This window comes from Streptomyces sp. NPDC050743, assembly GCF_044456925.1.
Classification (GTDB): domain Bacteria; phylum Actinomycetota; class Actinomycetes; order Streptomycetales; family Streptomycetaceae; genus Streptomyces.
Genome location: NZ_JBITGJ010000149.1, coordinates 1 through 13,294 on the forward strand (window position 1 = coordinate 1; position 13,294 = coordinate 13,294).

The 13,294-nt window shown below is 69.5% G+C and carries 16 protein-coding genes and 2 pseudogenes; 4 read left to right on the forward strand and 14 right to left on the reverse strand.

Annotation, left to right across the window (positions count from 1 at the left end; translation table 11 throughout):
• Positions 1-554: 554 nt before the first annotated feature.
• The 3 genes from ACIBJF_RS48190 to ACIBJF_RS48200 form a co-directional block, all read right to left on the reverse strand.
• Positions 555-1,163, reverse strand: coding sequence for a TetR family transcriptional regulator (locus tag ACIBJF_RS48190; RefSeq protein WP_399184188.1), 609 nt, complete (start codon positions 1,161-1,163; stop codon positions 555-557).
• Positions 1,160-2,692, reverse strand: a complete 1,533-nt coding sequence (locus ACIBJF_RS48195) for an MFS transporter (protein ID WP_399184190.1) — start codon at positions 2,690-2,692, stop codon at positions 1,160-1,162. The genes ACIBJF_RS48190 and ACIBJF_RS48195 overlap by 4 nt, the downstream gene beginning before the upstream one ends.
• Positions 2,693-2,895: 203 nt before the next feature.
• Positions 2,896-3,597 (reverse strand): class I SAM-dependent methyltransferase, encoded by a 702-nt coding sequence (locus tag ACIBJF_RS48200; RefSeq protein ID WP_399184192.1) that lies wholly within the window; start codon positions 3,595-3,597, stop codon positions 2,896-2,898.
• A gap of 571 nt (positions 3,598-4,168) precedes the next feature.
• On the opposite strand from ACIBJF_RS48200, the gene ACIBJF_RS48205 reads away from it, so the two are divergent.
• Both ACIBJF_RS48205 and ACIBJF_RS48210 read left to right on the forward strand, forming a co-directional pair.
• On the forward strand, positions 4,169-4,576 hold the full coding sequence (locus tag ACIBJF_RS48205; RefSeq protein ID WP_399184194.1) for a hypothetical protein: 408 nt from the start codon (positions 4,169-4,171) through the stop codon (positions 4,574-4,576).
• A 9-nt stretch (positions 4,577-4,585) separates the two neighbouring features.
• Positions 4,586-4,804: a helix-turn-helix transcriptional regulator gene (locus ACIBJF_RS48210; protein ID WP_351811225.1), complete on the forward strand. Its 219-nt coding sequence runs from the start codon at positions 4,586-4,588 to the stop codon at positions 4,802-4,804.
• Positions 4,805-4,816: 12 nt separating this feature from the next.
• On the opposite strand, the pseudogene ACIBJF_RS48215 reads toward ACIBJF_RS48210, so the two are convergent.
• Positions 4,817-4,963, reverse strand: a pseudogene (locus ACIBJF_RS48215) (IS5/IS1182 family transposase); the annotation flags it as partial.
• A 385-nt stretch (positions 4,964-5,348) separates the two neighbouring features.
• On the opposite strand from ACIBJF_RS48215, the gene ACIBJF_RS48220 reads away from it, so the two are divergent.
• Together ACIBJF_RS48220 and ACIBJF_RS48225 are read left to right on the forward strand one after the other, a co-directional pair.
• Positions 5,349-5,687 carry a hypothetical protein gene (locus tag ACIBJF_RS48220; protein ID WP_399184196.1) on the forward strand — a complete coding sequence of 113 codons (339 nt, stop codon included), beginning with the start codon at positions 5,349-5,351 and terminating at the stop codon, positions 5,685-5,687.
• Between the two features lie 49 nt (positions 5,688-5,736).
• On the forward strand, positions 5,737-6,039 hold the full coding sequence (locus tag ACIBJF_RS48225) for an STAS domain-containing protein (protein WP_399184211.1): 303 nt from the start codon (positions 5,737-5,739) through the stop codon (positions 6,037-6,039).
• A gap of 315 nt (positions 6,040-6,354) precedes the next feature.
• Here the strand turns inward: ACIBJF_RS48225 and ACIBJF_RS48230 are convergent, their stop codons facing one another.
• The 10 genes and pseudogenes from ACIBJF_RS48230 to ACIBJF_RS48275 all read right to left on the reverse strand — a co-directional run bounded on the left by ACIBJF_RS48230 (position 6,355) and on the right by ACIBJF_RS48275 (position 13,029).
• Complete coding sequence (locus tag ACIBJF_RS48230) at positions 6,355-6,621, reverse strand: DUF4235 domain-containing protein (RefSeq protein WP_399184197.1); 267 nt, start codon at positions 6,619-6,621, stop codon at positions 6,355-6,357.
• 3 nt (positions 6,622-6,624) lie between these two features.
• Positions 6,625-7,071 (reverse strand): DUF3618 domain-containing protein, encoded by a 447-nt coding sequence (locus ACIBJF_RS48235; RefSeq protein WP_399184198.1) that lies wholly within the window; start codon positions 7,069-7,071, stop codon positions 6,625-6,627.
• The gene (locus tag ACIBJF_RS48240) at positions 7,068-7,502 is read right to left on the reverse strand and encodes a phage holin family protein (protein WP_399184212.1); all 435 of its coding nucleotides are present in this window, start codon (positions 7,500-7,502) and stop codon (positions 7,068-7,070) included. The genes ACIBJF_RS48235 and ACIBJF_RS48240 overlap by 4 nt, the downstream gene beginning before the upstream one ends.
• 421 nt (positions 7,503-7,923) lie before the next feature.
• The gene (locus tag ACIBJF_RS48245; protein ID WP_399184200.1) at positions 7,924-8,379 is read right to left on the reverse strand and encodes a phosphatase PAP2 family protein; all 456 of its coding nucleotides are present in this window, start codon (positions 8,377-8,379) and stop codon (positions 7,924-7,926) included.
• Positions 8,380-8,619: 240 nt separating this feature from the next.
• A pseudogene (locus tag ACIBJF_RS48250) lies at positions 8,620-8,949 on the reverse strand (YihY/virulence factor BrkB family protein); the annotation flags it as partial.
• Between the two features lie 87 nt (positions 8,950-9,036).
• Positions 9,037-9,246, reverse strand: coding sequence for a hypothetical protein (locus tag ACIBJF_RS48255; protein WP_399184202.1), 210 nt, complete (start codon positions 9,244-9,246; stop codon positions 9,037-9,039).
• A 55-nt stretch (positions 9,247-9,301) separates the two neighbouring features.
• Positions 9,302-9,664 (reverse strand): STAS domain-containing protein, encoded by a 363-nt coding sequence (locus ACIBJF_RS48260; protein WP_399184204.1) that lies wholly within the window; start codon positions 9,662-9,664, stop codon positions 9,302-9,304.
• The gene (locus ACIBJF_RS48265; RefSeq protein ID WP_399184206.1) at positions 9,661-10,983 is read right to left on the reverse strand and encodes a PP2C family protein-serine/threonine phosphatase; all 1,323 of its coding nucleotides are present in this window, start codon (positions 10,981-10,983) and stop codon (positions 9,661-9,663) included. The genes ACIBJF_RS48260 and ACIBJF_RS48265 overlap by 4 nt, the downstream gene beginning before the upstream one ends.
• A gap of 526 nt (positions 10,984-11,509) precedes the next feature.
• Positions 11,510-12,166 (reverse strand): hypothetical protein, encoded by a 657-nt coding sequence (locus ACIBJF_RS48270; RefSeq protein ID WP_399184207.1) that lies wholly within the window; start codon positions 12,164-12,166, stop codon positions 11,510-11,512.
• A 167-nt stretch (positions 12,167-12,333) separates the two neighbouring features.
• Complete coding sequence (locus ACIBJF_RS48275) at positions 12,334-13,029, reverse strand: glycerophosphodiester phosphodiesterase (RefSeq protein WP_399184209.1); 696 nt, start codon at positions 13,027-13,029, stop codon at positions 12,334-12,336.
• Positions 13,030-13,294 lie beyond the last annotated feature (265 nt).

Genomic DNA, 13,294 nt, shown 5'->3' on the forward strand with positions numbered 1-13,294 from the left:
CCGATCATGGCAGGCCTGCACACTCACCATCACCGTTTCACGGATTTCCCAACGGAGTCCTGAAGGCCGGGGCATCCTCGGAGGAACCCGGTGAACAGGTTGAGCGTAGACGACGGCTCGCTATCAGTGGCCGGTGCGAGGATCTCGAGGTCGAGGAGATCCGCGCCGAGATCGAGAAGGCGCAGGCCCCCCGGAATCCGCATGACAGCACCCGAGCGAGGGCCTGGCCTGACGCCCAGGGGTTCCGTCAGAACCGGCTGTGGCGCGGCCGCGTGTCACGCGGTTTGGAAATCGCTCCTCAAGGCAGCCGGGTCGCCGGGTCAGCCGCAGGCTCACCACTCCCCGGTGCCCCGGCGCGGCCGGGGCACCGGGGAGGCGTCACCGGGACAGGGTGACGGGAACGTCCGGGCAGCTGCTGAGGACATCCCTGAGCGCGGATGGGAGGCGGTTCCCCTGGCGGCCCCGGGGTCAGCCCTCTTGGTCCGGACGAACGCGTTCGCGAGATCGTGGACAGGCGAACGCTGCCGGATGCGGCGGTAGCTCCTTGATATCGTTCAGAAGTCCAACCCGCGTGACAGCAGCGGCAGATGACGCTCGTACAACGCCGCCAGGTTCTCCTTCCCGTCGCCCTCCACCCAGTGCCGTACGAGGGCCGTGAACACGGCGATGATGGCGGCGGCTGCGCACTTGATCTCCAAGTCGGCCGCGTTTCGGCCGGTGCGTTCCGCGATGACCTCGGCCATGGCCCGCTCGCTGCGTTCCTGCTCGGCCATGTTCCGGGCCCGGATCGCCGGGTCGTTGAAAGTGATCCGGGTGCGCAGGAGGAGGTCCTCGCGGTCCTGCTGGAGCATCGCACCGAGCGAGCCCTTCAGGGAGCTGAGGATCGCGTCCACGATCGGTTCGCCGGCGGGGCGCGAGCGGATGGCGTCGGCGAGGGCGGGGTCGTACTCGTCCTGGATGACCACGTCCTCCTTGGTCGGGAAGTACCGGAAGAACGTGCTCGACGAGATCTCCGCCGCGTCCGCGATCTGGTCGACCGTGGTCGCCTCGTACCCGTGCTCGGCGAAGAGCCGGTAGGCCTCGCGCCGGATGCGCTCACGGGTCTTCTGCTTCTTGCGCTCCCGCAGGCCCAGGGGTGCGGCGGAGGTCTCGTGCGTCGTCATGCGACCGATTCTGCGTGCTCGGCGGCGGATCGGGCCACTGTCCGGGAGCAGGTCGCGCGGCCCGGCATGAACAATGCGGCCAGGACGGTGGCGAGCAGCGCGATGGAGCCGCAGGCCGTCAGGACCAGGTTCATGCCGTGCACGAAGGCCTCATGGGCGTGCGCCGCAAGGGCGGTGTCGTGCAGCCGGTCGGCCACCGCGTTCGCGCCGGCGACCGAGTCGCGGGCCGCGTGCGCCGCCTCGCCGGGCAGGCCGTCGGTATGCAGGCGGGCCAGGTAGCCGTAGCCGAGCAGACTGCCCAGGCCGGCAACGCCGAGGACCGAGCCGAGCTGCTGCACGGTCTCCAGCAGGCTGGTGCCGGAGCCGGTGTTGCCCTCGGGGAGCGCGCCCATCACCAGGCTGGTGGCGGGGACGACCGCGAGGCCGAAGCCGAGGCCGGTGAGGGCGAGCCACAGGGCGGTGAAGGCGTAGCCGTCTGAGGTGTGTGTGGTAGCGCCGAGCACGAGGCCCGTGGCCATCACCAGCATGCCGAGCGGGACGACCGTGCGGGCGCCCAGTCGCGGCACGACCGCCTCGCTCGCTGTGGCCGCCGCCATCAGGCCGCCGATCAGGGGCAGGACGCGCAGGCCTGTACCGAAGGAGTCGTTGCCGAGGACGGCCTGCAGGTACTGCGGGACCACGAACAGGATGCCCGTCACCGCGAAGTTGACGAACACGGCGATCAACGTGCCCCAGAGGAAGCGACGGTCGGTGAAGAGCGCGAGGTCGACGATCGGGTGCGCGGTACGGCGCTCGCGCAGGACGAAGCCCGTCAGGAGGGCGGCGGCGGACAGCAGCGAGGCGAGGACGGGCGCGGACGTCCAGCCGTCGGCCGGGATGAGGATCGTGCCGTAGACGAGCGCGACGATGCCGAGGCCGCCGAGGACGGTACCGAGGGTGTCGAACCGCGCGGTGGCGGTGCGGAGTTCGTCGCGCGGGAGCAGCCAGAGCCCGGCGAGCAGGGCGAGAACGGCGATCGGCAGGTTGAACAGGAACACCGAGCCCCACCAGAAGTGGTCGAGCAGCCAGCCGCCGACCACCGGGCCGACCGGCATGCCGAGCGCGGTCGCCGCGGTCCACACGGCGATCGCCTTCGGCAGTTCGGCCTTGGCGAAGACGCGGGGCAGGATCGCCATCGACAGCGGCATGATCGCGGCGGCGCCGAGACCGAGGACGGCCCGGGCGGCGATGACCTGCCCGGAGGTCGTGGCGAGCGCGCCGCCGAGCGAGGCGAGTCCGAAGAGGCCGATGCCGGAGAGCAGCAGCCGCTTGTGGCCGAAGCGGTCGCCGAGCAGGCCGACCGGGAGCATCGCGACGGACAGGGCGAGCAGATAGCCGCCGCCGATCCACTGCAACTGGGCGCTGCTGGCGTGGAGTTGGGTGGCCATGGTGGGCAGGGCGACGTTGATGACGGTCCCGTCGAGGCCGACGATCAGCACGCTCAGGGTCAGTGCGGCGAGGGTTAGCCAGCGGCGAGGGGATGTGGACATGCGTACCTCCCAATGAGGAGCAACCTATTGAGAGGCTACCCCCAAATGGGAGTTGACTGTCAATATTGAGTTGAACCTCTTTTGGTGTGGACTGGCACATTCAGGATGTGGAGTCAGCCATGCACGCGAAGCCAGGTCCCGGGCACGTCGACGTGCCCGGACCGGGGCCGGCTCGTTCTGGCACCTGCTGGCGCCGGTTGGGGTCAGAACGCCCGGAAGTCCTCGAAAGAGGGCTCGAACGAAGGGTCAGGCAACCGATACGCCTTGCACCGGGCCTCTTGTTTGCCCTGAGGTCCGACGCCGACCGCCTCACCAGGGAAGGCATCCGAGATCACCGCCCATCCCAGATTCCGCTCGTAGTACTGCACGGCCGTGTGCACGGACGGCCACCAGTCGTCGTCGACAACAATCAGGCCACCGGGGCGGACGATCTTGCGCAAGAAGTAGAGATCGACGAAAACCTCGTGGAACCGGTGACTGCCGTCCACGAAGGCCGCGTCGGCGACGAAGCCTTCGGTCAGCAGCTGCGGGAGCGCGATCGACGAAGGAGCGAGCAGGAGCGTGGCGATCGAGTCCAGCCCCGCAGAGCACAGTAGATCCCAGCCGGCGTTGGAGTACTCGCGTTCTTGAAACGGGTCAATGATGACGTGCTGGGGAAGCGGACGGTTGACGGTTGCCAGCGCCTCTCCGATGGCGAGCGCTGAGCTGGCGTAGGCGAGACCGACCTCCACCACCTTCTCGACTCCCTCGGAGACCATCAGATCGCGCAGTTGATCGCAGTGCTGCTCGGGCACCGTAACGGCTTCGAAGTCTCCCTTGTGGCCTCGCGTCCGAGGCGGACCCTCCTGCGACAGACGGCGGCGCACCTCACGGACCCGAGCCGCACCTTCATCCGTGTTCGCCATGACCGACCGCTCCTCCTGGGCAAGACAGCACAGCACCCCGCTCACCATAGGAGCGAAGGCAAACCTGTGGGCAAGTTCGTTCAAGGGGACTGCGGTTACCGCCAGGCACCATGGCCCGGTCGACGGCCCCGGCGGGGCCCCGCCCTCGCTCACCGCCAGTGCCGTGGCAGACACGCAGTTGGATGGCGATGGGCGGCGTGTGCCGGGTACCAGAGCTGGATCATGAGTTCCCGAGTCGGGCGGGAATCCTGCCAGGGATCGACGCGCGCCCGGTCGACCAGGTGCAACGAGATCGTGCCCAGGGGATGCGGACCGGTTGGTGCGGGCAGGGTAAGCCGCACCGGAGTCGGCTTGGGGTTGGCGGCGACCGGCGAATCCGCGGCGGGTCGCGACCGGGCGGATGCCGTGGTGGCCATCGGGACGGAAGCGATGGCTGACGCCACGGCGGTAACCGAGCAGTGCTCGGCGGGTCAGGAGCCGTCTCTCGTTCAACATCGTCTGAATGTAAGGGGTCCTTTCCATCGAGTCAGGGTTGCTTGACTCGATGGAAAGGACCCCTTACATTCAGCGCATGACAAAGCAGGTACAGCATGGCCATGTGACGCGCGCGGCCCGCCGCGCTGTACTCATCGACGGCATACCCGTGTCCGCTTTGGGCGTGATAGCCCTGGCGCTGGGCAGCAACCCCCACCAGAGCACCGCCCAGAAGGCCTGGTGGATCGCGACCACCGCAGTCTTCACCCTCGCGATCGCCTGGGTGCTGCTGCGGGCATTCCGGCGCGCGGACGAGTACCTGCGCCGGATTCAGTTGGAGAGTATGGCCATCGCCTTCGCAGCAGTCCTCGTGGGGCTGCAAGTGGCCACCCTGCTCGATGCCGCAGGCGTCATCCAGCTCCATCAGCTCGCGCAATTGATCCTCCTCGGCGGCGTGGCACTCTGGATGACGATCGCGGACTTGCGTACCCGCCTGAACCGGTGACGGCGCGTTGTGAAGAACCGACTACGCGAACTGCGTGCAGCTCGCCGGTGGAGCCAGGCCGACCTGGCCGACCGGTGCCAAGTCTCCCGGCAGGCCATCAACGCCATCGAAACCGAGCGGTACGATCCCAGCCTGCCTCTGGCGTTCACCATCGCCGACGTCTTCGGCCTGACCATCGAGGAAATCTTCCGTCCTGACCGGACGGAAACGACGGACAACCCCGCCTGACATTGAGTCTTCTCAGCCGGTACAGCGGTTCGATTCGATGTCGTGCAGGTCGAGCATGGCCTGCACGATTGTGGTGGCGCGACACGGGCAGCAGCGCAGCTTGACCAAGATCTTCCAGGTCTTGAGAGTGGCGATCGCTTGTTCGCCGCGGACGCGGATCTCGCCGGCTCGTACCTGGGCCTCACCGACCCTGCCGGTCGCCGTGCACGACCTGACCGCGGCTCGAACCCACGGGTGCTTGAGAGGCTTTGAGTCGGCTGGCGACGTAGCTGGCGCGGTCTCCCCCGTTGAGCTTGTGCCAGTTGTGGGCTGTGCCGTCGGCGAGGCGAGGAGATCGGCGAGCATCTTCCAGTGGACGGCGCCGACCATGGCGAGCCAGCCCCGTGGCGGGCCTTGCTGGTGCTGGGCATACCCAGGCGGGTCAGTCGCCTTGCAAGGCGACTCACGGGTCCTGAGGGGGGCGGCCAGTGGGCGTCGTTCGTTGATCAGCAGTTGGAGCAATGCCGACAGCCGCGGCCGGAGCCATAGCGGGTCACGGCCCGAGTTGAAAACCGACGACTTCCTCGGCGAGGATTTCCGCCGCGAGCGAGGCGAGAACCGGGAGGTCGTCATCCACCCGGCCACCATGTCGCCGCTGCTGGTCTGGGCGCTGCGGGTGGTCCACGGCCTCGCGCCGGACATCATCAACGCGCACTCAGCCTGGCGCCGGCTCAAGACGAACATCCGCCCCGCGCACGCCGCGCCCAAGCACGGGCTCAAGCTCGTGCGCGCCCACCTGGAGCAGCTGAAGACGAGCGGCGGTGCCCTCCCTGAGTACATAGATAGTCACGAAGGCACTTCACGCAGCGCCAGCGCCCCGGTGCCGCCGACGATCGCCCGTTGATCAACATCTCCTTCCTCGCCGGGCAGTCGGGCGTCACAACTCCAGCGGGATCAACACCCTTCTCGCCGCTCACCGCGACCTGGTCGAAGCAGGCGGCTGGCTGCGCCTGGTCGGCCTTACGGCCTCAGTCATGCGCACGGTGCAGATCGTGGGCGTCGACACCGTCATCCCCTGCTACGGGAGCCTGCGCGACGCCCTCGCGCCCTGGCCCGCAACCGTGCCAGGGCCGCTGCGCGGCCAGGCCCACCGCGCAGCGGCGCCGCCGACGCCAGGCCGCCTGTCCCGGCTGTGCTCACAGCCGAGTCACTCGGGCGGGTCGGTGCGTGCTTGCAACTGCTGCCAGCAGCGGTAGACGTGCTGTTCGGCCTCTCGCACCGCGCGCAGAGTACTGTCGTCCGGCGGTGCGGCGGCACGTGACGCAGCCGTATCGGCGTGGAGTGCAGTCTCGCCCTGCGGCGGGCGCGCCGTTCAGGCGGCGCGCTCTCGGCCGATGAGGTGCAGGACTGCTGCCCGGGCGATCAGGATCATGGCGATGACTGCCGCGGCTGTCAGCATGGTCGCCGCGTTCTGATCAGACATCTGTGCAGGACCTTCGTGGGATACCGGGGCGGACGCGCGGGCGCGGGGCCAGCATCTAGTCGCACCGGCCCCGCATCCTTATGGCGGATCAGCCGGGCCAGGTGCCGGTCAGGCGGCGGCTGGCGGCTGCGCCGGCACGGTCCATGACCGCCTTCGTCCCGGCGAAGATCGCGCCCTGCAGGACCGCCGCCGTCACCACTTCCCCCCAGCCGCGCTCTTCATCAGTGGCATCGGGTGCGTCGTCATCGTGCCCCACCATCTTCCATGCCTGCTTGAACAGGGCACCGGCGAGCATGCCGCTGACCGCGCCGAGGACGAGACCAACCGGCCTGTAGGCGATCTTCGACGCTTTCATCGCTCATCCATTCCCCCGACGGCACACCAGCCAGAGCAGGACGGCCGCACCGGCGGCCGCCAGCAGCAGGCGGTTGTCCCGAGCCGCCTGGGTGGCCTGGGACGTCTTGGCCCGTACCGGCTCGGGCGCCTTGTCCTGCCACAGCTGACCGGCCCGGGCTGCCTTCGCGCGGGCCTGCCCGGCGGCCTGGGCGGCCTTGTCCCTGACCGGCCCGGGCACCCTGTCCGCCGCCAGGGACGCGGCCTCGGCAGCCTTCTCCTTCAACTGGCCGGCCTTGGCGGCGGCCTGGTCCTTGACGTCGGCGGCCTTCTGCTGGGCGCGGGCTTTCAGGTCAGTCTCGGCCGCGAGCGCCTCCACCGTTTCCCCGAGCTCGTGACGGGTCTGCTCGACCTGCTCGCGCAGCTCCTTAGGGGTCTGGGCGGTCGGCTCGTCGTGAGGCGGCTGGGTCATCGGTGCGCACGCTCCTTGATCTCGGCCACGTCGGCCTTCACGTTGTCCATCGACTCCTTCAGGGCGGGCGGCCCTGCCTGGGCGACCTCCTTCTTCCCCGTCAACGCCATCAACGCGGCGATCGCTCCGAGGATGGCGGTCATGATCAGGGCTGCGGCCCACACCGGTAGCACCACCGCGAGTGCGGCGATCACAGTGGCGACCAGGGCCTCAAGCGTCAGGAACCCGACCAGGCCGGCGCCGCCGAACAGGCCGCCTCCCTTGCCGTAACGCCTGCCCATCTCCTTCATCTCCGCCTGCGCCAGGCGCATTTCCCCGCGCACCAGTTCTGTCAGCTGCTGCGAAGCACGCTGCACCAGCTCACCCACCGGTTCCGTCCCCGGCAGTTGTTGCTGGCCCGGGCCGTGAAGCTGCTGCGGACCCGACGACATGAAGATCACCTCCCGTCACGTGGCTTGCGACGGCGCGAGTACCCCGAGCAGACCGGTTCAGCACCCCTGCCTGGACTTGCCGCTGCGTGCGGTATCACTGTGCGCGTCCCGCCAGCCGAGCCGGCAGGACGGCCAGCACGCTCATGCAGACGCCGGGCAAAGCGCTCCCATTGGGGCAGGCGAAGGCCCTCGGGCGGGAGAGGTCAACCGCCCGAGGGCCTTACCCAGCCACTCCAACTGGGAGCGCTTGGAGTTAACGCACCTACTGTGCCATGAGCAACATCCTGGCACCCGTAGGCGGTGCCCACCGCCACGGTGACCGCCGGCGCGGAGCGCGCCCTGTCCTGCTCTCCCTTACTTCGGACAGGGCGTACCGCCTGGCCCATGCGGCCGGCGTGGCGAGCCGGCGAGCAAAGCGCGACTACGGCAGCCGCCACCGCAGCGCCCAGCGGGGGCTGTGGCGGACGAGCCAGGCGGTGGCCAGGCCGATCCCGGCCCCGGCAGCGACATCGCTGGGAAAGTGAGCACCGCTTTGCACGCGCTCGATCGCCACCGCGGCGGCCGGCACCGCGCACACCATGCCCGCCAGCGGCCAGGCGGGCCAGACGGCGGCAGTGAAGGCTGCGGCGGCTGCGGTGTGCCCGGAGGGAAACGAGGAGGAGGCGGGGCGGTCCTCGACCTCGTCGTGCGGGAACCATCCCTTCGGCGGCCGGGCCCGGTCGGCCAGATGCTTGCACAACCCATTCGAGACCAGCTGCGCCACCGCCAGCGTCGCCAGGCCGGCCGCCGCGGCGCGTCGCCCGCGCCAGCCCCCCGCCCACGCCATCACCACGGCCGCGCCGCACCACAGCTTGCTGCTCTCCGCGCACTCCTCCACCGCCGATAGCGTCCGGTGTGCATCCGCAGGGGTGCAGGCGGCGAACCGCCGAGTCAGACGCCGATCAGTCTCACGTAACCCCGCCAACAGCCTCATGAAGTGCAAGTATCCCCGTCACCACCGCACCATGCCCCTCGCCATCACGGTGCGGAGACGGGCGCGTGGCGGACGTAGGACTCCAAGCGCACCAGGACGGCAAGACAGCCGCTTCCCCAAGCGCGCCCCGAAGGCCAAGGCTGCTCAGACATCGTCCAGGCGCCGTAGGTCGTCCTTGTCCCACTTCCTGGTGTCACGAGGCTGGGTGTACGGCTCGGCCTGGGCGGGATGGCCGCCGACGATGGCTCGCTGCCGCACGGTCTCGGCATCGAATTCCAGGCCCAGCAGAATGGCGAGGTTGGTGATCCACAGCCACACAAGGAAGACGATGACGCCAGCCATGGTGCCGTAGATCTTGTTGCAGGAAGCGAAGTTGGCGACGTAGAACGCAAAGCCCGCGGAGGCGGCCATCCAGATCACCAGCCCCAGGAAACTGCCCGTGCCCGGGGTCACCCAGCGGAACCCCTGCCCCTTCTCCGCGCCGAACCCCCCTCTATCGTCTTCCCGGCAGCCTTCCACCGCCCGGGCATCGCCGGACGGAGACCGGACCTTGCCTGCCGGTCACTCGGGGGGCTGTGCGGGAGAGGCGAGTGCGCCGTGCCCGCGCGGGCAGACGAGGGCCTGCGGGGCGATCCACGCGTGGCAGTACGGACAGGAGCGGACCCGGCTCATGCCAAGGAGCAGACGGGAAGCCCAGGACCGTGTGGCGCGCCGGCGCTTCATGAGCGATGCGCCGAGTTTCCTGACCAGCAGAGCGGGGATGGCGGGCACGTGTCCTTCTTCTGTGTGGCAGGCGGACCCCGCATGAGCGCACGGGTTGCTGTTGCTAGTCCCCGGTTCCGTCGGGGTGGGCGGCGAGGGCCTCGGCGAGGCTGCCGTGCACGGCGATCACGGGGTCGGCGCCGGCGAGTGCGATCAGGCGCAGGGTCTGGGCGGGCGGGGCGGCCACGGCCAGGCCGCCGCCGTCCTCGCTGAGCCGGCGTCGCAGCCGCAGCAGCATGTTCAGCCCGGAGGAGTCGCAGTAGGTGACCTGGGACAGATCCAGCACAAGCTGCTGATGGGATGCGGCCAGCTGGGCTGCCTCGGGGTACAGCTGGCCGGTGGTGTGCCAGTCGAGGTCGCCGGCCAGGGCGGCCACGGCGAGAGGTCCTCTCCTGTCCAGGATGGTCAGCTGGCCGTCGGCGTTCATGACGGGGTGCTCCTGCGAAGTTCTGCCTCCGGGCCGTGCGGGTCGAATCCGGTCCGCTCGGGCAGGCCGGCAAGCCGCACGGCTTCCTCATAGCGGTGGCCGGCGGTGGGCGGGCCGAGCCATTCGCACAGCAGGACCGTCGCGTCGTCCTGGAGCCGGCCGCCGTGGTGCTGCAGGACGGCGTAGATCAACCGGCGCAGGGTCTCGGCGACCGGCAGGTCGTCGGCGTGATGGCGGATGAGGAAATCGGTGAAACGCTCCAGGCCGAACTCGGTGCCGTCGCTGCCTCGTGCCTCGGTGATGCCGTCGGTGTAGAGCACCACCCGGTCGCCCGGCTCCAGCTGCTCACGGCACTCTGTGGTCTTCAGATCCAGGCCGGTTCCCATCGGAGCGGCCGGCGGGCAGTGCAGGTGGGTGTGCCACCGGCCGCCACGGATCAGCACTGGCGGCGGATGGCCGCGGTTGACCCAGCGCATCGCCCCGTCCCGGGTGTCCAGACTGGCGAGGATGCCGGTGGCGTACCGGGAGTGGTCGTACTGCTCGATCAAGGCTGCTTCCACTGCCTCGGTGTTGGCCGTCAGGTCGGCGCCCTGACGGCGGGCGTTGCGGCAGGCCCCCATCGCCAGGTGCGCGGTCAGACCGGCGGCGAGGTCGTGCCCCATCGCATCGAAGATCGACAGATGAACCTGGGGGCCGTCCGTGGCGTAGTCGTAGGCATCCCCGCTGATCTGATAGGCGGGCTCCATCGACGCCGCGATCATCACGCGCCGGTCGGTATAAATACTCGGCGGCATCAGGTGCCACTGCATCTCTGCGGCGATGTTCAGCGGCTCACTGCGCGTCAGCCGAGCCATGGCATCACTGACGTCCCGCTTGGTGACGATCAGCAGCGCCACCAAGTCGGACAGCCACACCGCGTCCTGACACGCCCGCTCATCGGCGTACGTGGAGGTGATGCGCAGCACGCCCAGACGCTCGGTCCCGTTCATCAACGGCACCCACCACTCTGCCCCGTCCGGTGCGGCCGCGAGGATCTTCCCGTATTGATAGCACCGGCCGGGCACGGTGCCCTCCACCTGCAACTCGCCCTCATAGCCCTCGCCGGAGAAGCCGTAGCCCGTCACCAGGCGCAGCACCCGCCGCTGCAGGTCGCCGAGATAGATAAGCACCTCCGGGAACCCCGCGGCGGCGGCACGCTCGATCACCACCCCGGACATCTCTTCCATCGACATCAGGTGGCTGTCTGCGATCAGGTCCCCGAGCAGGCGCCGCCCGGCGGCGTCCCGGCCCTGCTCATCCACATCCTCACCCCGGCTCATCGGCTCGCCCGTACGGGTACCCGGCGCCGCAGGACACATGTAGTCAGGCGCCCCTCGCACAGGCCGGCGGGAAGGTGCTGAGCCCAGCCTCGCGGCGAAGGATGACGCCGGATGTATGCGGTGGTGCGGGTGACGCCCCCTCCGCGCACGCAGACGGTCGCGGTGATGCATCTGGCCCCCAACTGCTACCCGATCACCGCGCGATCGGGTAGCAGCAGCCAGGTCGTGGAACCCGCCCATAGAGCACATCGCCGTCTCCGTGCGCGCCGGCCGCTGACCGGCTTGACGGGCGTGACGCCGATGGCGTCGCCATCGGCATCGCGCCCTGGTCAGCCACGTCCCGGAACGGAGCACCGGCATTGAGCTCCAAGGCGTGGCGGCCTCAGAGCGCGGCTGGGGTGGCACGCGCGGCCGTGCGGCGGCGGTGATGTTGGGCGCGCCGTTGGAGGAACCGTGCGGGCCTTACTGACGCGGCGCTTCCACTCTGCTGCCGTGATGCGGTGGATTACCCAGCTTGGCGGACAGCTCATCGACGGACGAGGTGGGCCAGGCTTGTCACAGCAGCCCTCCGAGCGGCCGGAGTCGCTCGGCGAGCCGTCCACCAAGCTCCCTCCGCGCTGTCGGCTTCGGCGAGCCAGTCGGCGGCGACCAGCAGTTCGGCGTGTTCGGCGACTTGGTCGGGCGGCAGAGTGCAGAACGCGGCGACCTGGTCCAGGCGCAGGCCCCCGTCCTCGGGGTGACCCAGCCGTCCGTCGGGACGGGTGTGGGCAGCGGTGTAGAGGGCCAGGAGCCGGGCGGCGGCAGGCAGTTTCTTCTTGCGGATCTTCCGGTCGCCCACGACCTTCTGGGCCCAGCCGGAAATCCTCGCGCGAGTAGTCTTGCCGAACTCGAACGGGCGTGGCTGCGCGGGCAGCAGCGCAGGGACGGTGATGGCGGTGGGGTCTTCGAGCCGGGAGGCCATCACCTCGGCAACCGTGCCGGGCAGACGCAGCCAGTCGGCGTCGACCATCCGCTGAAACACCTGCTCAGCATCGCCTTGGAGCCAGCCGGTGAGGTCCTGGCCGGTGATGTTCCCAGTGCCGGCTTTCGCAGCCCGCAGGGTGAGCATGAGGACGGCGAGGCGTACCTCGGCCGTCGGGGGGCGGGGCGTGGGCAGCGGCCTAGTCCAGCACGGTGCGGGCATGCGCTGCCTGTTGCCGGTTCAGCAGCCGTTCCACCACCGGCCCACCCGCGCTCGCCGTGTCGCCGGCGGGCTGGCCGGTGCGGTTGGCGTGCATCTCGCGGGTGGTAGCTCGGCATGCGCATCTGGGTTCTCTTCCTATAGGCGGACGCCGGTGTGAACCCCTGAGGTCAGGCCTTGGCCCCGACCAGCCGCTTCATGCCGGGTTGGTCGGTCACGCAGCCCGCCAGGCCGAGGGCCCGGGCCAACGCCAGGTCGCGCTCGTCGTTGACGGTCCAGGCCATCACATCGATGCCGGCGGCCCCGCACTTCTCCACGATGGCCCGGTTCAGCTGGCACAGCTCGACGCTGACCAGGGTGGAACCGACCTTCTGAGCGCGGCCGACGAAGGTGTCGCGGTGCGCACTCGGGCCTGCCACCAGCACGGTGCGCGCCTGTGGCAGCAGGTTGTGGATCTCGATCAGCGCCGCGTCGTGGAACGACAGCACCGAGACCCGGTCCAGCAGGCCGCGGTCGGTGAGCACCTTTGCCAGCAACCGGGCGGCGGCCACATCCTTGATCTCCGCCTGGATCGGCAGCGTCGGCCCGACGGCGTCCAGCACCTCCCCGAACGTGGGGATGCGCTCACCGAGGCCGGCGTCGAGCTTCTTGAGCTCCCCCAGCTTCTGGTCGGCGATCGGACCGGAGCCGTCCGTCGTGCGGTCCAGGGTCTCGTCGTGCATGACGACCAGCTCGCCGTCCCTGCTCAGATGCAGGTCCAGTTCGATGCCGTCCAGCCCCTCGCGTTCGGCCCGCAGGAAGGAGCGCAGGGTGTTCTCCGGCTCGGCGGCCATGACACCGCGGTGGCCGATGGTGAAGAAAGACACTCAGTTGCCGTCCTTGGGTGTGGTGGTCCGGGGCAGGCACACGGACGGCGGGCGACCGTCCGTCGGCGTGCCCAAGCGTCTCTGGTCAGCTAAGCGATCCCGTGCGGACCGTGAGGTCTGCCACGGGTTCTGCCCACCTGGGCGGGGACGCATGAGCGTGGAGATGGAATCCTGCGCCCAGTGTTGCTCCGCGTGGCCGGTGTCGGCGGGTGGTGGGTGTGCTGATCGTGGTCACGCCCTGGTGCCGGTGGGCTGCGCGGGGCAG

What these genes read in the sequence shown, in the direction of transcription:
- ACIBJF_RS48190 (WP_399184188.1), bottom strand. Translation starts at nt 1,163, where the DNA reads ATGACGACGCACGAGACCTCCGCCGCACCCCTGGGCCTGCGGGAGCGC.
- ACIBJF_RS48195 (WP_399184190.1), bottom strand. Translation starts at nt 2,692, where the DNA reads ATGTCCACATCCCCTCGCCGCTGGCTAACCCTCGCCGCACTGACCCTG.
- ACIBJF_RS48200 (WP_399184192.1), bottom strand. Translation starts at nt 3,597, where the DNA reads ATGGCGAACACGGATGAAGGTGCGGCTCGGGTCCGTGAGGTGCGCCGC.
- ACIBJF_RS48205 (WP_399184194.1), top strand. Translation starts at nt 4,169, where the DNA reads ATGACAAAGCAGGTACAGCATGGCCATGTGACGCGCGCGGCCCGCCGC.
- ACIBJF_RS48230 (WP_399184197.1), bottom strand. Translation starts at nt 6,621, where the DNA reads ATGAAAGCGTCGAAGATCGCCTACAGGCCGGTTGGTCTCGTCCTCGGC.
- ACIBJF_RS48235 (WP_399184198.1), bottom strand. Translation starts at nt 7,071, where the DNA reads ATGACCCAGCCGCCTCACGACGAGCCGACCGCCCAGACCCCTAAGGAG.
- ACIBJF_RS48240 (WP_399184212.1), bottom strand. Translation starts at nt 7,502, where the DNA reads ATGTCGTCGGGTCCGCAGCAGCTTCACGGCCCGGGCCAGCAACAACTG.
- ACIBJF_RS48260 (WP_399184204.1), bottom strand. Translation starts at nt 9,664, where the DNA reads ATGAACGCCGACGGCCAGCTGACCATCCTGGACAGGAGAGGACCTCTC.
- ACIBJF_RS48265 (WP_399184206.1), bottom strand. Translation starts at nt 10,983, where the DNA reads ATGAGCCGGGGTGAGGATGTGGATGAGCAGGGCCGGGACGCCGCCGGG.
- ACIBJF_RS48270 (WP_399184207.1), bottom strand. Translation starts at nt 12,166, where the DNA reads ATGCCCGCACCGTGCTGGACTAGGCCGCTGCCCACGCCCCGCCCCCCG.